The 20,134-nt window shown below is 71.3% G+C and carries 18 protein-coding genes; 4 read left to right on the top strand and 14 right to left on the bottom strand.

Going from position 1 to position 20,134, the window contains the following annotated elements; translation table 11 throughout:
- Positions 1-109: 109 nt before the first annotated feature.
- Positions 110-1,828, bottom strand: coding sequence for a sensor histidine kinase (locus ACYCO6_RS15695; protein WP_459772767.1), 1,719 nt, complete (start codon positions 1,826-1,828; stop codon positions 110-112).
- A gap of 438 nt (positions 1,829-2,266) precedes the next feature.
- Entirely contained in the window at positions 2,267-2,485 is a 219-nt protein-coding gene (locus ACYCO6_RS15690) for a hypothetical protein (protein ID WP_459772765.1), read from the bottom strand.
- 234 nt (positions 2,486-2,719) lie between these two features.
- Here ACYCO6_RS15690 and ACYCO6_RS15685 point away from each other — a divergent pair, with 234 nt between their 5' ends.
- The 3 genes from ACYCO6_RS15685 to ACYCO6_RS15675 are packed head-to-tail and all read left to right on the top strand — an operon-like array spanning position 2,720 to position 6,488.
- On the top strand, positions 2,720-3,973 hold the full coding sequence (locus ACYCO6_RS15685) for an MFS transporter (protein WP_459772764.1): 1,254 nt from the start codon (positions 2,720-2,722) through the stop codon (positions 3,971-3,973).
- Positions 3,970-4,725, top strand: a complete 756-nt coding sequence (fhuF, locus tag ACYCO6_RS15680) for a siderophore-iron reductase FhuF (RefSeq protein WP_459772763.1) — start codon at positions 3,970-3,972, stop codon at positions 4,723-4,725. Before ACYCO6_RS15685 ends, fhuF begins: the two co-directional genes overlap by 4 nt.
- Positions 4,726-4,736: 11 nt before the next feature.
- On the top strand, positions 4,737-6,488 hold the full coding sequence (locus ACYCO6_RS15675; RefSeq protein ID WP_459772761.1) for an ABC transporter ATP-binding protein: 1,752 nt from the start codon (positions 4,737-4,739) through the stop codon (positions 6,486-6,488).
- A gap of 47 nt (positions 6,489-6,535) precedes the next feature.
- Here ACYCO6_RS15675 and ACYCO6_RS15670 read toward each other — a convergent pair whose 3' ends face one another.
- A complete protein-coding gene (locus ACYCO6_RS15670) occupies positions 6,536-7,597 on the bottom strand; it encodes a LacI family DNA-binding transcriptional regulator (RefSeq protein ID WP_459772759.1) in 1,062 nt (353 codons plus the stop codon).
- A gap of 922 nt (positions 7,598-8,519) precedes the next feature.
- Between ACYCO6_RS15670 and ACYCO6_RS15665 the strand changes: the two genes are divergently transcribed.
- Positions 8,520-8,741, top strand: a complete 222-nt coding sequence (locus ACYCO6_RS15665; protein ID WP_459772757.1) for a DUF6894 family protein — start codon at positions 8,520-8,522, stop codon at positions 8,739-8,741.
- 266 nt (positions 8,742-9,007) lie between these two features.
- Here the strand turns inward: ACYCO6_RS15665 and ACYCO6_RS15660 are convergent, their stop codons facing one another.
- From ACYCO6_RS15660 to ACYCO6_RS15610, 11 genes are read right to left on the bottom strand one after another with little or no spacing between them, the layout of a single operon-like run.
- Positions 9,008-9,304 (bottom strand): cytochrome C oxidase subunit IV family protein, encoded by a 297-nt coding sequence (locus ACYCO6_RS15660; RefSeq protein ID WP_459772755.1) that lies wholly within the window; start codon positions 9,302-9,304, stop codon positions 9,008-9,010.
- Entirely contained in the window at positions 9,301-9,978 is a 678-nt protein-coding gene (locus tag ACYCO6_RS15655; protein WP_459772753.1) for a cytochrome c oxidase subunit 3, read from the bottom strand. Before ACYCO6_RS15655 ends, ACYCO6_RS15660 begins: the two co-directional genes overlap by 4 nt.
- The gene (gene ctaD, locus ACYCO6_RS15650) at positions 9,975-11,672 is read right to left on the bottom strand and encodes a cytochrome c oxidase subunit I (protein WP_459772752.1); all 1,698 of its coding nucleotides are present in this window, start codon (positions 11,670-11,672) and stop codon (positions 9,975-9,977) included. Before ctaD ends, ACYCO6_RS15655 begins: the two co-directional genes overlap by 4 nt.
- A 34-nt stretch (positions 11,673-11,706) precedes the next feature.
- Positions 11,707-12,786, bottom strand: a complete 1,080-nt coding sequence (gene coxB, locus ACYCO6_RS15645) for a cytochrome c oxidase subunit II (RefSeq protein WP_459772751.1) — start codon at positions 12,784-12,786, stop codon at positions 11,707-11,709.
- A complete protein-coding gene (locus tag ACYCO6_RS15640; protein WP_459772750.1) occupies positions 12,786-13,307 on the bottom strand; it encodes a hypothetical protein in 522 nt (173 codons plus the stop codon). Before ACYCO6_RS15640 ends, coxB begins: the two co-directional genes overlap by 1 nt.
- Positions 13,300-14,265, bottom strand: coding sequence for a hypothetical protein (locus ACYCO6_RS15635; protein WP_459772748.1), 966 nt, complete (start codon positions 14,263-14,265; stop codon positions 13,300-13,302). Before ACYCO6_RS15635 ends, ACYCO6_RS15640 begins: the two co-directional genes overlap by 8 nt.
- On the bottom strand, positions 14,262-14,789 hold the full coding sequence (locus ACYCO6_RS15630) for a c-type cytochrome (RefSeq protein ID WP_459772747.1): 528 nt from the start codon (positions 14,787-14,789) through the stop codon (positions 14,262-14,264). Before ACYCO6_RS15630 ends, ACYCO6_RS15635 begins: the two co-directional genes overlap by 4 nt.
- Complete coding sequence (locus ACYCO6_RS15625) at positions 14,786-15,313, bottom strand: DUF3341 domain-containing protein (RefSeq protein WP_459772745.1); 528 nt, start codon at positions 15,311-15,313, stop codon at positions 14,786-14,788. The genes ACYCO6_RS15630 and ACYCO6_RS15625 overlap by 4 nt, the downstream gene beginning before the upstream one ends.
- Positions 15,310-16,668 (bottom strand): NrfD/PsrC family molybdoenzyme membrane anchor subunit, encoded by a 1,359-nt coding sequence (gene nrfD / locus ACYCO6_RS15620; protein ID WP_459772744.1) that lies wholly within the window; start codon positions 16,666-16,668, stop codon positions 15,310-15,312. Before nrfD ends, ACYCO6_RS15625 begins: the two co-directional genes overlap by 4 nt.
- Complete coding sequence (locus ACYCO6_RS15615) at positions 16,665-19,472, bottom strand: 4Fe-4S dicluster domain-containing protein (protein ID WP_459772742.1); 2,808 nt, start codon at positions 19,470-19,472, stop codon at positions 16,665-16,667. The genes nrfD and ACYCO6_RS15615 overlap by 4 nt, the downstream gene beginning before the upstream one ends.
- Entirely contained in the window at positions 19,460-20,119 is a 660-nt protein-coding gene (locus tag ACYCO6_RS15610) for a cytochrome c3 family protein (protein WP_459772740.1), read from the bottom strand. Before ACYCO6_RS15610 ends, ACYCO6_RS15615 begins: the two co-directional genes overlap by 13 nt.
- Positions 20,120-20,134 lie beyond the last annotated feature (15 nt).

The following is a 20,134-nucleotide window of genomic DNA, read 5'->3' as shown; positions in this document are numbered from 1 at the left end:
CGAAGATATAGAGCGCTCGCTGCCGAAGGGGACGCCGGTTCGGCGCAGGCGAGCGCGTCAGGTCAAGAACTCAGGGCCGCTTCCGATTGCAACGCGATCGGGGACGGCTCTAGCGCGTCGGCACCAGGATTCCGCTGAGGCCCGGCGCCAGCGGCACGTCGAGCTGGCAGCGCAGCCCCCCGGCCGCGAAGGCGATGTCGACGGTGCCGTCGAGTTCGCGCTGCACGCCGCCGGTGATCAGCCGTGTCCCGAATCCGGTCCGGGTCGGCTCCCGCACCGGCGGGCCGCCGCTCTCCTGCCACGTCAGATGCAGGCGCGACCTCCCCGCCACGGAGGCGGCGAGCGACCACGTCACCCGGACGCGGCCCTCCGGCACCGAGAGCGCGCCGTACTTGGCGGCGTTCGTGGTCAGCTCGTGAATCGTCATGCCGAGCGCCAGCACCTCCCGGGGGGACAGGGATAGGTCGGGACCCTCGAGGCCGATCTGATCGCCGCCGGTCCGGTAGGGCTTGAGTTCGTTCTCCAGCACCTCGGCCAAGGGGGCGCCACTCCAGGCCTCGCGGGTCAGGAGGTCATGGGTCTTCGACAGGGCCAGGATCCGCGCCTCGAGGGCGCCCTCGGAACCGCGCGACTGACGCACCAGGGCCTGCACGGTGGCCAGCGTGTTCTTCACCCGATGGTTCAGCTCGTGCAGCATCGTGACCTGCTGCTCCTGCAGGGCGCGCCCTCGGCGGATCTCCCCATGCAGTGCGCCGGTGCTGCGCTGGAGCGTGCCGGCCATGGTGTCGAGCTTGCGGCCCAGCCGCCCGAATTCCGTGGTGCCGCGCAGGCCGGTGCGAGCCGCGAGGTCGCCCGCCTGCCAGGCGGCCGCCGTGCGCAGCAGGCGCTCGATCGGCCGGCGAATGAACACCCGCCCGGCCACCAGGGCGGCGGCCAGGGCCAGAACCGCGCCCAGGGCGATCAGCACCAAGCCACGGCGCGTGGCGGCGTCGATATCCGCGAAGGCCGCCGCGCAGTCGCGACCGACCACCACGCGCACGCCCGCGAGCGGGCCGTCCGGCCTGACGGTGGCGATGATCCGCTCCCGGCCGTCGAGGCCTTCGGCAACGCGAACCGTCCCGCCCTGGGCGTCGAGCATGGCGACGCGTCCGGGCGGGATCGGCTTGCCGATCCAGGCCGGCCCGTCCGGACGCCGGGCGATGACCAGGCCGTCGCGGTCCGTGACGGTGATCGCCGTCTCGTCCTGACGCAGCGCCTGCTCCAGGTGGTCGGAGAGCCAGTCGAGGTCGACGGCAGCCAGCAGGACGCCCTTGGGGACCGCCGTCGCATCCTCCCCGCGCCCCACCGCCCGGGCGAAGTGGATCGAGGGCCGTCGCGAGACGTGGCCCACCGTGTAGCCGCCGATGGCGAAGCCGGCCGACTCCAGGGCTTGGCGGTGATAGACGCGCATGCCGCTCGAATAGGCGCCCGGTACCGAGCCGGCGCTGTCGCAGATCACGGTGCCCTCGGGATCGGTGAGCGCGAGCAGGAGCACGTGCGGGAGCCGCGCGGCGGACCGCTTCAGATAGGCGGCGCAGGATGACGGGTCGCGCGCCTGCACGGACGGATCCCCGGAGATCAGGTCCAGGGCCTGCCGCATCCGCTCGGCGGTCTGGGAGAAATCCGCCGCGACGCCCCGGGCGCTGGCGAGGGCGTCGGCGCGCACGGCCGCGTTCCGGCTCGCCCGCAGGGCGACCTCGTTGTAGCCCTGGATTGCCAGCGCCGGCGCGAGCGCCAGTAGGACCAGCAGCAGGATGCGCGTCGTCAGCGAGAGGGAGGGCAGCGGCATGGGGGAGCGCGCGAGTCCGTCAGTCGAGGCCGGCGCTCATCGCGCGCACCCGGGCAGCCAGCGCTTCGACGGGGAAGGGCTTGGTGATCATCCGGATGCCCGGCCCCAGGTGCGGTCGAGATGCGTGCTGGCGGTCACGAGGTGGCCGTCGTCGGGCATCGCGTCCCGGGCGTTGAAGGCGAGGTTGAGAGGGCATTCTCGAGCTGGTGCGGGCGGACCACCTCGTCCTCGAGGGCGCGGTTGCGCCGCCGGAGATCCTCCGTCTCACCCGCACTCATGAAAGGGCGACCGCGCCGCGCCACCCGGACGCAGCCGAGGCATGGGTGGAGGCGTGGTCGGGGGCGGTACTCCGGCGCATACCGGCGTTCTTGCAGAACCGACCGGGGCTTGCCAGCCTGCAGACGGGACCGCCCCCGGTGGTTCGCGGGACGGATCGTCTCAGCGCCCGCGCGGCAGGCCCGCGCCGGGGCGCAGATGCAGGAAGCTGCGCTCGCCGGTGGCCGCTTCCGCCACGTGCTGGATCGTATCGAGCAGGTCGGACACCGCCTGCGGCGCGGACGGACGAAAACGGGCCTCCGGCGCGACCCAGCGCTTCTGCGTGCGGCCCGCGGCGATCTGTGCCGCGCTCAGCGCGTCGAAATCCCGGCCTTGGGTCATGCTCAGCCCTCCATGAGAAAATCTGCCCGGAACATGGTTGATGAAAGGTTAATGCCGGGCCCGCCCCGGTGCGGGGACCGGCTGCGGGCCGCGGGTGGTGGCACACGGAGGCAACGGACCGGCCCGGCTTGATCGGCGCCGCCGTCCCGCCTAAACAGCAAAACCTGAAGCACATCAATAGATTAGTGTGATTACAAACTACCGCTCCCGGGCCATTGCCGCTCACGGTTCCGGATGTCGGTCGCGGTGACCGGCTCCGCCGGACTCGCGATCGGGAGCCGCGTCGCCGGGACCTGGGCCGGGCTGCGCCCCCTGGCGCCGTTCTTCTTCCTGTACGTGACCTTCGGGGCCACGCTCGGCTTCCTGTCCGGCGGGGTCCCGCTGATCCTGCGGGCGCGGGGCGTCGACCTGGTCGAAGTCGGGCTGCTGCAGCTCATCAACCTGCCGGTCGGGCTCACCTTCCTGTGGGCCCCCGTCCTCGACCGCGTCCGCCTGCCGGTCCTGGGGCACCGGACCGGGTGGATCGCGGCCGCGCAGGCGTCGACCGTCCTCCTGCTGACCACCATGAGCTTCGGCGAGCCCTGGCCGCTCCCGCTGCTCCTCGCCCTGGCCGTGGCGGCCTGCGCCTGCGTGGCGACCATGGACATCGCCCTGGAGGCCCTAGTGGTCGAGACCGTGCCGGCGGCGCAGCGCGCCTTCGTGGCCTCGGCCAAGCTGTGCGGGGCTTCGCTGGGCGGGATCCTGGGCGTCGGCGTGCTGGTCGGCGCCTTCGGCAGCCTCGGCTGGCGCGGCGCGGCCCTGGCCTGCGCGGCCCTCGACGCACTCTGCCTGCTGCCGATCCTGGGCTGTCCGGAGGTGCGCCTGCACGGGGCGGCGCCCCCCGAGCGGTGGGCGGGCTCCCTGGCACGGCTGCGCGACTTGGCGGGGCACGTGCTGGTGCTCGGGGCCTATTTCGCCGCCGCCTACCTGCTGTCCGGGCCCAACACCCTGGCGCTTCTCGATCTCGGCGTCTCCCTCGGCCAGGTCGGATTCCTGACCGGCAGCGTCCTGCCGGCGATCAACCTGGTCATGGCCCTGGCGGCGGGCGGGCTCGCCGCCCGGTTCGGCACGGTCCGGCTGATCGCCGCGGGCGCGCTCGGCGTCCTCGCCTCGGGAGCCCTGATGGCGGCTGCCTGCGCGGGCGGGATGGCGGACCTCGCGGTCGCCGCCACGGTCCTGAACTTCGTCGCCGGCGGGTTCCTGGGCGTGCCGGTGTTCAACATGATCTATCGCTGGGCCCAGGGGCCGAAGCCCGCCACCGACTACGCGCTGCTCTTCGGGGCGGCCTTCTTCGCCGCCATGCCGTTGCGGGTGGCTGCCCCGGCGCTGGCCGGCTGGATCGGCTGGCCGGGCTACTTCGCCGCCACCCTGCCGCTCTACGCCGCCGCGGTGGCCTGGCTCGCCGTCGCGGTGGGCCGGACCCTTCGAGCCGACGGGGGAACGCGATGATCGCGGAGGTCGCCGCCCGGGTTCCCGACGCGCTCGCGGCCTACCGGGACGGCATCGCCGTCGGTCCCGGCGGTGGGCAGGCGCTGCCCCTCTGCGCGCTGCGCGATCCCTGCCTGTTCGACGCGACCCTGTCGGCCTTCGCGGCGGGCCTCGGCCAGGGCTGCGGCACGGCCTGTGGCGGAGCCTGCGCGGTCCCCGACCGGCGCGTCGTCGTCTCGTACTGGAGCCAGTTCTACCTGGCCGCGCTGGCCACGCCTGCGCTGACCGCCCTGATGCGCCTCGGCCGCCCGCTGCCGCTCGCCTTCGACGCCCTGCGCCTCGAACTCGACGCGACCGGCCGCCCCGTCCGCTTCCTCATCCCTGAGGCGGAGACAGGCTCCGACCCGGCCCCCGGACTCGCCGGGCTGATCGAGGCGCATCTGCACCCGTTCGTGGAGCTGTGCCACGCCCGATGCGGGATCGCCCCGCGGATCCTCTGGGGCAATGCCGCGGTCATTCTCGACTACGTCGCGCGGGAACTCGGGGGGACGTCCGGCGCGTGCGAAGCCGGGGCGGGGACCGGCTGTGACGACGTCGCGGCCTGCCTCGGATGGCGCGGCGGCCCGGCCTGCGCTAGGAGCCCGCTCGCGCAGGCGCTCTGCCCGGGGGCGTCGGGCTGCCGGCGACGGCGCGTCTGCTGCCTGCGCCACCGCCTGCCCGGGATTCCCTCCTGCGGTGCGCTCTGCCCCGCCGAATGCGCCGCCCAACGCTGATCCGAGCCGCGATGCTGAAGGCCTTCCTCGCCTATTACCGGCCGTACCGGACCCTGTTCCTGGTGGATTTCGGCTGCGCGGTGCTGTCGGGCCTGCTGGAACTCGGCTTCCCCGTCGCCGTGAAGGGCTTCATCGACTCCCTGCTGCCCCGGCAGGATTGGGGCCTGATCCTGCTCGCCGCGGCGGCGCTGGCGCTGGTCTACGTGGCCAATGCCGGCCTGATGGTGGTGGTCACCTACTGGGGCCACGTGCTCGGCATCAACATCGAGACCACCATGCGGGCGCGGGCCTTCGACCACCTGCAGAAGCTCTCGTTCCGCTTCTACGACGGCCAGAAGACCGGCCACCTCGTCGCCCGGGTGACCAAGGACCTGGAGGAGATCGGCGAGGTCGCCCATCACGGGCCCGAGGACCTGTTCATCGCCGTGATGACGCTGGTCGGCGCCTTCGCGCTGATGCTCTCTGTCCACGCACCGCTGGCGCTGATCACCGGGGCGATCCTGCCGGTGATCGCCTTCGTGTCGATCCGCTACGGCGGCAGCATGACCCGCAACTGGCAGGCGCAGTACGGCCGGGTCGGCGCCTTCAACGCCCGGATCGAGGAGAATGTCGGCGGGATGCGGGTCGTCCAGGCATTTGCCAACGAGCCGCACGAGCGCGCCCTGTTCGCCCTGGACAACGCCCGCTACCGCGACACCAAGCTCGAGGCCTACCGGCTCATGGCGGCGGGCCTGTCGATCAACTACCTCGGCCTGCGCCTCGTCCAGATCGCGGTGCTGCTCGGGGGCGCGGCCTTCGTGGTGCGGGGCGACCTGACGCCCGGCGGCTTCGTGGGTTTCCTGCTGCTGGTCGGCGTATTCTACCGGCCGCTGGAGAAGATCGGCGCGGTGGTCGAGACCTACCCGAAGGGCGTCGCCGGCTTCCGCCGCTACCAGGAGCTGCTCGCCACCGAACCCGACATCACCGACCGGCCCGACGCCCGCGCGGTGGAGTCCTTACGCGGCGACATCCGCTTCGAGGGGGTGGGTTTCGGCTACGGCCCCGGCCGCCCGGTCTTCACCGGCCTCGACCTCGCGGTGGCGGCCGGCGAGACGGTGGCGTTCGTGGGCCCCTCGGGCGTCGGCAAGACCACCCTCTGCGCCCTGCTGCCGCGCTTCTACGAGGTCGAGGCGGGGCGGATCGCCGTCGACGGGATCGATATCCGCGACCTGACGCTCGCGAGCCTGCGCCGCCAGATCGGCATCGTGCAGCAGGACGTGTTCCTGTTCGCCGGCACGATCCGGGAGAACATCGCCTACGGCCGCCTCGGCGCCACCGAGGCCGAGATCGACGCGGCCGCCCGGCGCGCCCGGCTCGGGTCGCTCCTCGACAGCCTGCCGGAGGGGCTCGACACGGTGGTGGGCGAGCGCGGGGTGCGGCTGTCGGGCGGGCAGAAGCAGCGCATCGCCATCGCGCGGGTCTTCCTGAAGAACCCGCCGATCCTGATCCTCGACGAGGCGACCTCGGCCCTCGACACCGAGACCGAGCGGGAGATCCAGCGGGCGCTGGCGGAACTCGCCCGCGGGCGCACGACCCTGGTGATCGCCCATCGTCTCGCCACCATCCGGGACGCCGACCGCATCGTGGTGCTGGGGGAGGGCGGCGTGGTCGAGCAGGGCCGGCACGCGGCGCTCCTCGCCGCACAAGGCCCCTACGGCCGCCTGCACGCGGCCCAGTTCGGGCGTGCCGACGGGGAGCCGGAGGGGATCCTCGCCGCCGAGTGAGGAAGACCGGGCGGCCCGCGCCGGTCCCGCCCGGAGCGGGCCCGGCCCTAGGAATGCGTCCGCGGCTCGGACCCCGTGGAATCGCGGACGACGAGGCGGGTGGGGAACAGCCTCTGCGCAAGGTCGTCCGGAGGGCGCGTGCCCTCGATCACCTCCACCAGCGTCGCGAAGGCGAACCGCACCATGTCGAGGGTCGGCACCTCGACCGAGGTCAGGCTCGGCACCGTGTAGGCACCCTGGACGAAGTTGTCGAAGCCGACCACCCGCATCGCCTCGGGCACCCGCACGCCGCTCTCGTGCAGGGCCTTCAGCACACCGAACGCCACCTGATCGTCGGCGGCCACGATCGCGTCCGGCCGGGACCGGCGCGCGAGGAGATCGAGCGTCACCCGGTAGCCGCTCTCGGAACTCCAGTCGCACGGGACGACGAGGTCCTCGCGCAGGTCCAGACCCGCCTCCGCCAAGGCGTCCTTATAGCCCCGGTACCGCTCGGCCACGGTCCGCAGCCGCCCGTCGCGCTCGCCCTTGTAGAAGCAGATCAACCGGCTCCCCGCCTGGATCAGGTGACGGACGGCTTCGTAGACCGCGTCGCGCTCGGCCCGCATGGCGAAGTGCGTGCCCGGCACATCGAGGCCGAACACCACGAACGGGAAGCGCTTCGCCTGCAGCAGCGCGATCAGCGGGTCGTCCCGGCGATCGGCCAAGACCACGATGCCGTCGACCCGGGCCTCGCTGACCAAGCTGGCGATCCGGCTCAGGCCGTCCGGATCGTCGCCGCGCCAGCGCCGGTGGACCAGCGTGTAGCCGTGCTGGTCGGTGACGTGCGCGAAGGTCTGCAGGACGAGGCCCTGATAGGTCTCCTGCATCAGACCCGACACGTCGTCGTAGGGTTGGGCCCCCACGGAGAACACGCAGGCGATGCTGCGGCTCGGCTTCTTCCGCAGCGAGCGGGCCGCGAGGCTGGGCACGAAGTCGAGTTCGCGCATGGCGGCCTCGATGGTCGCGCGGGTGGTCCGGGCAACCTTCTCGGGGTGGTTCAGGACCAGGGAGACCGTCTGGAAGCTCACGCCGGCCCGCCGCGCGACATCCTTGATCGTCATCTGGCCCATTATCACCTCAGCCCCGGCCTGTCGGCCAAGTCAGCGCTCCCAGGGACGATTCCGGCTTGCCGCGTCCGGGGCCCCAAACGCTGCCTTGTCTGATGAACCAGTCTAGGGCCGACTTGATCGGAGATAAAGCTGCGGATGCGAGGGAAACACCCCCTCTAATAGGGAGGATGCGGGTAAACCAAACTCGAAGACTGCCATCGCCGCAATGAAAGCGGAGGGCGATCCGCGGCAGACGGTCGGGTCCCGGACGCTCTCCGCCGCGCTCGATCCACGACACGCGCCGTGGATCCCCCGGGTGATCGATGCGGCGGCCGAACGGCTCCGTCAGCCGACCCGGTCGCGCCATGTCCGCACCAACCTGAGCAGCACGCTGCGGACATGGGACCGAACGGAGGTGTTCTCTGCCATGGGCTGCCGTGGGAGGCGCTGGACCGCGGAATGTCCAGAAACACGCCCATTCGAAGAGCGTTGCTACGTAAAAAGTGGGTCGGCCGCGGAGGCTGCACCCCAGGCCCACCCACCAAGGGCGTATCGCGAGGACCGCATCGACGCGTCGCTTCCTCCGGTATGATTGCCCCGGATGTTCGACAGAACGCTCTTAATATGCGCGCGCAACTTATCTTTGCTTTGTGAAGCCTTGTCGGTGCTCTTGGCGGCAGGTGGATTGGTGGAGGACGACATGGCAAGGGCCCCGGATCAGGAGCGCCGTCTCTTTAAGCCACAGGAACGTGGTCGGGAGGGCGTCCGACGAAACCTATAGTGGATAGCTTTGCCGGAATCTCGCCATCATTGCACTGCCCCCGACAAATTCAGGTTTTACATGCATTAAGGTTTATCCTGTCCAATACCTATCCCTGTCGTGTTCCGCACTACGTAGAGAAATCCATACGCCCGTCAGTGGGTAGCAGGAGGGGGGAGGTCGGTGCCCGAGCGCTTTTACTTCGACGTCGAGAACGGCCGGGACACGATCCGCGACGAGGAGGGCGTGGAGGCCGGCAGCCTGGATGAGGCCCTGACCGAGGCCCGCAGCGTCATCGCCGAGATGGCGGACGAAGTGAGCGCGGCCGATCCCGGCCGCTCTTGGACCCTCGTCGTGCGGGACGCGTCCGGACTTGCCCTCTGCCGGCTGCCGATCAGGCGTTAGAGCCTGCTGGCTTTCGCGGACGCACGCCCCAAGCCTTTGGTGTCGGGGGCGTTCGGAATACCGGATGCCGCTGTTCCGCATCCTGCCCGTGCGACGCCGCCCCCGGGGGGGTCCCGGCAAAGAGCCCGCCGCGGCGCGGGCCGGGCGGGCTAAGGTGATCTCGTCTCGGAGAAGGCTTGACCGTAGAGGCTGCGCCGAGGCAACGCATCCCCCATCCGGGTGAAGCCGGCACACGATCCTGCGACCAGGCCGGCCGATCCTGCGGCTCAGGATCGCGTGAGCCGGCTGAGGACGTCGGCGAGCGACAGGGAGAACAGGATCGCCGCCCAGAACAGGCCACAGGCCGCGGTGAGGCGGATCAGGGCGCTCGCCCGGTCGAGGCGCATGAACAGCAGGGCGACGAGGCCGGCCTGGGTGGCCGCCAGCCCGAAATTCACCGCCACCGTCCAGGCGCCCAGCGGCGCGTAGGCCGCGGCGCAGGTGAGCGCCAGAAGCGCCATCAGGCCGAGCCAGACCGGCAGCACGGGGCGCCAGACCGCGCCCGCGGAGACGGGGCCACTCATCCCGCGCGCCCCGCCAGATACAGGGCCGGGTAGAGGAACAGCCAGACCATGTCGACGAATCCCCAGTAGAGCATCGTCACCTCGACCTGCGGGTTGCCGGGCAGGCGCTCCGGTTCGCGCCAGCCGATCCAGATCAGGCGCGCCACGAGGCCGATGCCGATGGCGAGGTGGATCCCGTGGACGCCGGTCGAGAGCCAGTAGAAGCCGAAGAACAGTTGCGCGGGCGCCTCCGGCAGCTTGAAGCCGGGCCCCGGTACGAGGTGCTCGGTGATATCCTCGTGGTATTCCAGGCCCTTCGTCACCAGGAAGGCGAGGCCGAGGACGGCCGTCGCCACGAGGCACCACAGGGTCAGCCGGCGTAAGCTCGCGTGCTCGGAGGCCCGCGAGGCCGCGGCCGCGGTCAGGCCGCTGGTCAGCAGGATCGCGGTGTTGAGGGTGCCGTAGACGATGTTGGTCTCGCGGGCGGCCGCCGCGAAGGCCTCCGCGTGCTCGGCCCGCACGGCGGCGTAGAACAGGAACAGCGCCCCGAAGAACAGCACCTCGCTGGCTATGAAGATCCAGATGCCGAAGGTCGCGCCGAAGCGCTGCGCGGACAGCGCCTCGTCCTCCGGCAGCCTGAGCCCGTCCCAGGGCTCGCGCAGCAGGGCCTCGGTGGCCATCGCGGGATCGGTCATGTGAGCGAGCCCTGCGAGGGGATGCGCGGCTGGTCGTGCAGCGGCTCCGCGCCCTCCGGGTGGTAGTTGTAGGGTTTGCCGAGGACCGCCGGGTGGCCGAAGAAGTTATCCCGCGGCGGCGGCGAGCTGGTGCGCCACTCGAGGCCCGAGGCGTTCCAGGGGTCGTTCACCGCCCGGGCGCCGAAGAACAGCGACCACGTCAGGTAGCCGAGCGGCATCAGGTAGGCCACCGCCAGCACCGCCGCGCCGGAGGAGGAGAGCACGTTCCAGACCTGGAATTCCGGCGGGTAGACGTGATAGCGGCGCGGCATGCCGAGATAGCCCGCGATGAATTGCGGGAAGAAGGTTAGGTTGAAGCCGAAGAACATCAGCACCGCGGCGAACTTCGCCCACGTCTCCGGGTACATCCGGCCGGTGAACTTGGGCCACCAGAAGTGTAGGCCGGCGAAGTAGGCCGAGACGGTCGCGCCCACCATGATGTAGTGGAAATGCGCGACGACGAAGTAGGTGTCCTGCACGTGCACGTCGATCGGGATCGAGGCCAGGAACAGCCCGGTGAGGCCGCCCACCGTGAACAGACCGAGATAGCCCAGCACGTAGAGCATCGGCGACTCGAACCCGACCTGCCCGCGGTAGAGCGTGGCGGTCCAGTTGAACACCTTGATGGCCGAGGGCACGGCGACCACGAAGGAGAGGAACGAGAAGATCAGGGCCGCGTAGGGCGACATCCCTGAGGTGAACATGTGGTGGCCCCAGGTGAAGAAGCCGATCACCGCGATCGCCACCAGGGCGTAGACCATGAAGTCGTAGCCGAAGATCCGCCGCCGGGCGAAGCAGGTGATCACCTCCGAGACGATGCCCATGCCGGGCAGGAGCATGATGTAGACGGCCGGGTGCGAGTAGAACCAGAACAGGTGCTGGTAGAGGATCGGGTCGCCGCCCCGGGCCGGATCGAAGATCGGCAGGCCCAGCGTCCGCTCCGCCGCGACGAGGATCAGCGTCAGCGCCAGCACCGGTGTGGCGAGCACGAAGATGATGCTCGTCGTGTACATGGACCACACGAAGAGCGGCAGGCGGAACCACGTCATCCCCGGCGCCCGCAGCAGGTGCGTGGTGGCGATGAAGTTGACCCCCGTGGCGATGGTCGAGAAGCCGGAGACGAACACGCCGAACACGCCGAGGGTCACGGCCGTGTTGGAGAACGTGGTCGAGTACGGCACGTAGAAGGTCCAACCGGTATCGATCCCCCCCGCCAGCACCGCGGTCGTGGTGAGCAGGCCGCCGATGACGTTGAGGTACCAGCTCGCGAGGTTGAGCTTCGGGAAGGCGAGGTCCCGGGCGCCGATCATCAGCGGCAGCAGGAAGTTGCCGAAGGTGGTGGGAATCGACGGGATCAGGAAGAACCACACCATGATCACGCCGTGCAGCGTGAACAGCTTGTTGTAGGTGTCGGCCCCGACGAGGTCGGCCTGCGGGGTGAACAGCTCCAGCCGCACCAGCGTGGCGGCGATGCCGCCGATGAAGAAGAACACCGTCACCGACAGTCCGTAGAGGATCGCGATGCGCTTGTGATCGGTGGTGGTCAGCCACGATTTCAGGGTGCCCCCGGCCGCGAGATAGCTCTCGGGCAGGCCGAGCGCCAGCTCGTCCGGGTCGGCGAGGCTCGCCGGGCTCTCGGCGACGCGCGTGCTCATGCTGGCACTCCGGATCGGGAGGTTGGGACGGGGATCACGGCCGCACCGCCGGTCCGGCGGGGGCCGGCGTGCCGGCGACGGGGGCGCCCGGCACCATGGCGGGGCTGCGCTCGGGCTGGGCCCCCGGCACCCGCGAGGCGAGCGGCGGCATGCCGGGCGTGCGGATCTCCCGCGGCCCAGCGCCGAGCGAGCGGATATAGGCGGTCAGTTCCTGGATCTCGCCGTCCGAGAGCAGCCCCTGATAGCTCGGCATGATCGGCGCGTAGCCCGCCACGATGTCCCGGGCCGGCTGCAGGATCGAGTCGCGCACATAGGCGGCATCGACCGTGGCGAGCTTCCCGCCGTCGAGCTGCACCGCCTGCCCCCAGATCCCCGCGAGGTTCGGGGCATGGACCGTCGAGCCCGGCGCGTGGCAGCCCGAGCAGCCCTTCTCGGAAAAGAGACGCTCGCCCTGATGGGCGAGGTCGTCCCCCTCGGGCTGGGCCGAGAGCCAGGCCGCGTAGTCCTGCGGCTCCATCACGATCACGCGGCCGAGCATGCGGGCGTGGTCGGTGCCGCAATACTCGCTGCACATGAGCTGGAACGTGCCGGTCTTGGTCGCTTGGAACCACGTCTCGGTGACCTGATCGGGCACCGCGTCGCGCTTCAGCCGGAAGGCCGGGATGTAGAAGGAATGGATCACGTCCTGCGAGGTCAGGACCAGGCGCACCGGCACACCCACCGGCACGTGCAGCTCGTTGATCTCGCGGGCGCCGTTGGAGCTTTGCGTCTTCCACATCCACTGCTTGCCGACGACATGGACCTCCATGGCGTCCTTCGGCGGGGAGAAGGCGGTGATCTCGGCGGAAGCCGCCCACCAGAAGATGAAGACGAAGACGAACAGGGTGGCGGTGGTCCAGCCGATCTCGAATTCGCGCGAGACCACCTCGGGGAGCGGCCCGCGGTCCGCCTTGGAGCCCCGGCGGTAGCGGATCGCGAAGGTGACCACGAGGCCGACCACGATGAGCACGATGAAGGCGGAGATGAGGGTCAGGCCGTAGAAGATCCGGTCGACCTTGGCGGCCTGCGTCGAGGCGGCGATGGGCATCAGCCAGGCGGGCATGAGCGATTCCATCAGCGTGCCCCCTCGGAGGCGGCGCGCTGCTCGCTGCCGGGCTGCCCGTCGGGCGAGGGCAGGGCGCTCGACGCGCCGCCGCGGCTCCCGAGCGGCGGCACCTGCTCGGGCTGGACGGGCGCGGCGAAGCCGGCATCGCCCTCCGCGGCGAGGCGGGCCATCGCATCCGCGATCGGCATGCGGGCGACGCCCTTCTCCCGGTCGACCCAGGCATAGCCGGAGAGCCGCGCCTTCTGGGTGCGGAGGAGGGCGTCGAGGTCGCTGGCCGGCGCCCGCTGCAGGTGCGGTTGCGGGAAGGTCCGGGGCGGCCGCATGAGCGGCAGGTCCACGGTGAGCGTGTAGTAGAGGCGCAGGCCCGCGAGCGTCGCGCCCACAAACACCACGATGAACAGGCCGGTGAGCAGCACCGGGCGGAGCGCGAGGGTCGCCGCCTCCGTGCCGGGGCGTGCGTGGCCCACCGCGTCGTCGTGGACGCCGGTATGCAGCTGGCCGTCGGCCTCGGAGACCGCCTGCTCAGACATGGCGCGGCCTCCGCGAAGGCCCGATCCGGGCGAGGCGGCGGCCGACCGGCACCGACAGCGCGCCGAGCAGCGCGGCGCCCAGGACAGCGAAGGCGGCGGCAGGCCCCGCGCCGGTCTCGTAGGCGGGCAGGACGTACCAGGCGAGGTGCAGCGCGACGCCGACCAGCACCAGGAGGCCGACGACCCTCAAGGAGGCGGCGCTCCGCCGGATGCGGGTGAACAGCAGGGCCGCGAAGGGCAGGATACCGCCGGCCGCCAGCGCGGCGAGGAGCACGGCGATCCAGGGTCCCGTGCCGCGCTTCAGGTACCAGACCGACTTCTCGGGCAGGTCGCCGTACCACGCCACGATATAGGACATCAGGCCCATATAGAGGACGCCGAGCAGCGTCGCGAGGATCAGGCCGGCGAGGTCGGAGGCGCGCTCCTCGTCGAGCCCCGCCGGGCTCGCGACCGCGGCCCAGGCGAGGGCCGCCAGGATCTGGTGCAGGGCGAAGCTGGCCGCGAAGGCCGACGAGGTGAAGTGCGGCTCCGCCGAGAGGATCCAGTCGACCGCCACGAGGCTGATCGTGAGCCCGTAGAAGCTGAGGCCGAGCCCCGCCGCGAGGGCACCGCAGCGGCCGGCGAGGCACAGCAGGGCGAGCACCGACCAGCCGACGAGCGTCACGGCCGCCCGCAGGTCGAACAGGGCGGGGTCGAGGTAGAGTTCGGCGACCCCCGGCTTCACCGTGCCGGGATCGGCCGCCCAGGGATAGAGCGCGGGCAGGCCGAGCGCCACGCCCAGGAAGGCGAGGGCGGCGAGCGGCACCAGGGCGGCCGCCGGCCGCAGGGCCGGGGCCAGGGACTCGCCCCAGCGCCCACCGGTCACCCGGTGGATCAGCATCAGGACGAGGCTGCCCACGGGCACCGTGCTCCAAGTGAGCCAGGCGAGAAGCCAGCCGCGGGCGAGCGCGTGCATCATGGCAGCCGCTCCGCGAGGCCCGGCACGTCGGCGACCCGCGCTCCTTGCGAGAGCTGCAGGGCCCGGATGTAGGCGGCGATCGCCCAGCGATCGCGCGGCGCAACCCGGTTGGCGTAGGGATACATCACGCCGTAGCCCTTGGTGATCACGTCGACGAAGTAGCGGGCCGGCGCCGCCCGCAGGCGGTCCTCGTGATAGGAGGGCGGGGGCGGGAAGCCGCGCTGCACGACCATGCCGTCGCCGTGGCCGGTATAGCCGTGGCAGGGGGTGCAGATCGCCTCGTAGCGCTCCTTGCCGCGCGCCAGCAGCGCCGCGTCGAGGTGCGGGGGGATGTCGAGGCCGGCCTCGTAGGCGGCGTCCCCCTGTGCCACGGTGCCGGCCGGAGGCGTCTGCGTCTCGGCGCCGCCCGGGAAGAGCGGTGCCTTGCCGTAGACCTCGTAGCGGTTCTGCACCCGCATCGACTGGTCGTCGCAGGCTGTGAGCCACAGGGCCGGCAGGACGGCGAGGAGGAGCGCGCGCCTCATCCGTGCATCTCCGAGACCAGCAGCGCGCCAGCCTCCTCCAGCCGGGCGCGCAGGGGGCCGGGGCCGCCCTTCGGGGCGACGAGCAGCAGGAAGCGATCCTGGCTCGCCCGCTCGAATTGCGGCATGTCGTGGACCGGGTGGTTGAGCCGCGGCAGGCCGCAGGCCCAGAGCATCGCGGCGAAGCCCGCGAGCGCCGCCGCGAACACGCCGAACTCGAACGGCACCAGGGTGAAGACCGGCCAGGAATGGAGCGGCCGCCCTCCGGAATTCAGCGGGTAGTCGTAGACCGCGCTGTACCATTGCAGGCCGTACATCGCGGCCGCCGCCCCGAAGCCTGCCGCCGCCATGACGAGCCGCACGGGGTTGCGCGCCGGCGGGAAGGCGCCCGACAGCTCCTCCAGCGGGAAGGGCGTGAAGGCGTCGAGCAGGCGGTGGCCGTCCGCGCGGGCGAGCCGGAGCGCCCGGACCAGAGCCTCAGGGGTCTCGAACTCGGCGAGCAGCGGTCCGTTGGAGGGTGCACTCATGCGGCGGCCCCCTCGTCGTGGCTGACCTGCCGGACCTCGTGCATCGACACGGCGGGGAAGACCCGGACCAGCACCAGGAAGCCGAACACGAACAGGCCGAGCGGCCCGAACAGGATCGCGAGGTCGTAGAGGCTCGTGTGGTAGGTCCGCCACAGGGTCATGGCGTGGCCGTGCGAGAGCGTGTTCCACACGATCAGGATGCGCTCGAACCACATTCCGACATTGATCACGATCGCGATCGCGGCAAGGATCCAGAGGTTGCGGCGCGCCCGCGGAAACCACAGGGCCTGCGGCACGACGCAGTTGCACGCGATCAGGGCGTAATAGAGCCAGCGGTAATCGCCCGCGAAGTAGTAGCGGACCACGTCGCGGTCGGCATGCTCGCCGCCGTACCAGGCCATGAACCACTCGGTGGCGTAGGACAGGGTCATCACCACGCTGGCGAACAGCATGACCTTGCCCATGACGTCGAAATGGGCCGGCGTGATCACCGACTGGAGGTTCAGGCCCCAGCGGATGAAGATCGCGATCATCACGACCATCGCGAAGCCGGAATACATCGCGCCGACGACGAAGTAGGGCGGGAAGATGCTCTCCTGCCAGCCGGGCATCAGGCTCGCGGCGAAGTCGAGGCCGACGATGGAGTGCACCGAGCAGACCAGCGGCACGGCGAGCGCCGCCATGGTCTTGTGGTAGGTCTCGTAGACCTGCCAGTGCCGGGCCGAGTTGCGCCAGCCGAGCGCCAGGGCGCCGTAGATCACCTGGCCGGCCCGGGTCGTGGCCCGGTCGCGCATCGTGGCGAGGTCGGGCAGGAGACCGGTGAACCAGAACAGGGCCGAGAACAGGATGTAGCTGAGGATCGCCCAGAAATCCCACACCAGGGCCGAGCGCCATTGCGGCCAGAGATGCATGGTGTTGGGGTAGGGGGCCAGCCAGTAGGCATAGAGCGGCCGCCCGAGATGGATGATCGGGAAGATCCCGGCGATCCCGGCGGCGAACAGGGTCATCGCCTCGGCGAAGCGGTTGATCGAGGCCCGCCAGCGCTGGCGGGTCAGCAGCAGCATCGACGAGATCAGCGTGCCGGCATTGCCGATGCCGATCCACCAGACGTAGTTGGCGATGGAGAAGCCCCAGACGACGGTGGTGTTCACCCCCGACAGGCCGATCCCCACGGTGAGCACCGCGCCGATCGCTCCGAGCGTCACCAGCACGAAGGGCAGGGTGGCGAGCAGCGCGATGACCCAGACCTTGCCCGGGCCGCGCTTCTGGATCGGGTCGGCGATCGCCGCCGAGATCGCGCCGTGGCTGAGCTGCGCCGGGGCGATCCAGCGATAGGCCTGCGCGCTGCCGCTCATGTCCGCCCCCCGAGATCCGGATTCGGGGCGTGCAGGTCGGCGAGGTAGGTGGTGCGCGGCCGCGTGTTCAGCTCCTCCATCAGGGCGTAGTGCCGGGGGTCCTGGCGCAGCGTCAGGACCGGGTCGCCGGGCTTGGCGAGGTCGCCGAAGGTAATCGCCCGGGTCGGGCAGGCGGACTGGCAGGCGGTGGCGACCGGGCCCATCGGCCGCCCGTCGCGCTCGGACGCCTGCCGCTCGTTGGCGATCCGCTGAATGCAGTAGGTGCACTTCTCCATCACGCCCCGGGCGCGGACCGTGACGTTCGGGTTGTGCTGCGCCTTGACGCTCTCGGCGCCCATCGTCGCGTAGGGCTGGCCGTCCGCGTAGCCGAAGAAGTTGAAGCGCCGGACCTTGTAGGGGCAGTTCGCCTCGCAGAAGCGCGTCCCGACGCAGCGGTTGTAGACCTGCAGGTTGAGCCCCTCGCCGTCATGGACCGAGGCCGCCACCGGGCAGACCGGCTCGCAGGGCGCGTGCTCGCAATGCAAGCACGGCACCGGCTGGAAACCGGCGTTCACCGCCTCGGGCGTGCCGGAATCGTAGAGGTCGACCCGCAGCCAGTGCATCATCCGGCCCCGGGCGATCTCCTCCGGCCCGACGACGGGCACGTTGTTCTCCGACTGGCAGGCGACGACGCAGGCGTTGCAGCCGATGCAGGCGTGGGTGTCGATCACCATGGCCCAGGCATGGCCGTCGGCGTCGCCCTGCCACGGATCGAGGAGGGTCGGCTGGTCGTCGCCGATGCCTTTCGGTTTCGCCGACGGCAGGTCGGAGAGCGCGATCTGCCGGAAGAGTTTGCGGGTCTCGCCCTCGATCTGCGTGTAGTTCTGGGTGCGCAGCACCTCCCCGCGCCGGCCGATCTTCCCCAGGCTCGCGCCGGCGAGCAGGCGCGGGGCCGCCGTGGTGGCGAGGCGATACCCGTCCGCGCCGACACCGTTGCCGATGGCCCCGGCCCGGGGGCGCCCGTAGCCGAGGGTCAGCGCACCCGCCCCCTCGGCGACGCCCGATTCCACCGCGACCAGCGCGGCGATCTGGCGGCCGTTCAGGCCGAGGGTGACCAGATCTCCCGCCTCAAGGCCGCGCCGGGCCGCCTCCGCGTGCGAGAGCGCCAGCGCGTTGCCCCAGACCTGCTTGGAGACCGGCTTCGGGCATTCCTGCAGCCAGGCATTGTTGGCGTAGCGGCCGTCATACAGGCAGGGATCGGCGCGCAGCTCCACGGCGAACCCTGCATCCGGGGGTGCCGGCAGCGACGGCAGCCGCGCTTCGCCGGGATCGACCGGCTTGGCGGCGCTGTCGGGGATCACCCCGTCGTGCAGCGCCCGGCGCCACCAGCCCTCGAAATCGCCGCCCCCGCGGTCGCGCCATGTCGCCCGGACGCTGTCGTATCCGGCGGTTGCGGGCTCGTCGGCGAGCAGAGACAGGATCTCGTGCGCCGAGCGGCCGCCGTAGAGCGGCCGGACCAGCGGCTGGACGAGGCTCGCGGTGCCGTCCAGGGCGCGCAGGTCGGACCAGGCTTCCAGTTCGTGCGCCAGCGGCAGGTGCCAGTGCGTGGCGCCCGCGGTCTCGTCGCCGTGCAGCCCGGCATGGACCGAGAAGCCGGCGCGCCCGAGCTTGTCCGCGAAGGCGAGGTCGGCGGGTGCCGTCTGGACGGGGTTGCATCCGAGGATCGCCAGGCAGGAGACGGCGCCGCGGTCGAGATCCGCCGCCAGGGTCGCGAGATCGGCCGGTGCGTGGTCGCCGGCCACGTCGACGGGCGCCATGTAGGTGATGGGGGCCTTGAGCCGGCCGTTGATCCAGTGGCCGAGCGCGTGCAGCTCGGGCGCCAGGGCACCGCCGGTGAGGATCAGGGCCCGGCCCTCGGCTCCGCGCAGATCCGCCGCGGCGGCCGCGGCGAAGCGCGCCGCCTCCGGGGGCAGGTCGGGAGCGGGCAGGCCCGCGCCCAGATTGTTGGCCACCGCGACCAGCAGGGCACCGGCGTCGCGGGGATGGAGGGCGCAGCGGGCGTCCGCCTTGATCCCGCTCTGCGTCAGCGCGGTCTCGGCAACGTAGAGCCGGCCGAACCGGGCCGGGTCGCGGCGGCGGTCGATGAAGGCACGACCGAACCGGATCTGGTCGGGGCCCGGCCCGAGGGGGTCCGCGCCGACGCACAGGATCGTCTCGGCCCGGCCGGGATCCGGCAGCGCCCGCAAACGGCGGCCGAAGGCGAGATCCGCCCCGCGGAGCGCAGCGGCATCGTCCAGGGGCTCGTGGACGTGCCAGACCGCCCCCGGCATCGCCTGGAGCAGAGCCGCGATCTGACGCGCGAGCGTCGGCGAGGTCACGCGCCCGGTGAGCAGGCGCAGACCCTGGCCTTTCTGCCGGCGCGCCTGCGCCAGGGGCGCGGCCAGCGCCCGCTCGAACATGTCCCAGGAGGCGATGCCGTTCACCCGCTCGGTCACCGTGCGCGAGCGGTCGGGGTCGTAGAGATCGAGGATCGCGGCCTCGGCGAAGACGTCGGTGGCGCCGCGGCTGCCCGGGTGCAGCGGGTTGCCCTCGATCTTAATCGGCCGCCCGTCCACCGCGATGGCGTGGACGCCCCGGGCCCAGCCGCCGAGCGAGAGCGCTGTGGCGTAGCGCTCCGGCACGCCGGGCAGGAGCCGCTCCGGCGCGACCACGTAGGGCACGAGTTCCTCGGAAGGTTTCGAGCAGGCGCCGAGGCCGAGCGCGATCCCGGTGGAGAGCAGGCGCAGCGCCTCGCGGCGGGAGGCGAGGGGAGCTAGCGGTGGCATATGGAGCACTCGCTGAGCCGCTCGGGCGACTTGATGTGATACGTCTTCGCAAGCTGCGCCCCCACCGCCTTCTGGTCGGGCGGGGGCGTCCAGTTCGTGTCGAACACGGCCTCGCGGGGGCGCAGGTTCGGGGCCGGGTCGCGGTGGCAGTCGAGGCACCAGCCCATGGTGAGCGGGGCCACCTGCCGGATCAGCTTCATGGTCTGGACTTCGCCGTGGCAGGTGGTGCAGCCGACGCCCTTGGCCACGTGCACGGAATGGTTGAAGTAGACGTAGTGGGGCAGGGTGTGGACCTTGCGCCATTCCAGCGGCCGCCCCTCCGCCAGGCTGGTGCGCACGGGCGCCAGCATCGGCGCGTTGGTCCAGATCTGCGAGTGGCAGCTCATGCAGGTCTCGGTCGGCGGGATCCCCGGGAAGGCCGCCTTCTCCACCGACGTGTGGCAGTAGCGGCAATCGATCCCGAGGCCGCCGACATGGTGCTCGTGGCTGAACGGGACCGGCTGCTCGCGGGTCACGTCCTGCTGTGTGGCGTAGGGCGACCGCCAGAACGCGTAGGCGAGTCCGACGGACAGGACCGGGACCGCTGCCACCGAGGCGAGGACGACTCGGACGACCGTGTCCGCGCCCGGACGGAAGATCTGCACCATTCCGGGTGTCCACCT

Source organism: Methylobacterium sp. CM6257 (assembly GCF_054611515.1).
Note: the sequence above shows the minus strand (reverse complement) of the source record. Positions and strands in the feature narration are given on the sequence as shown.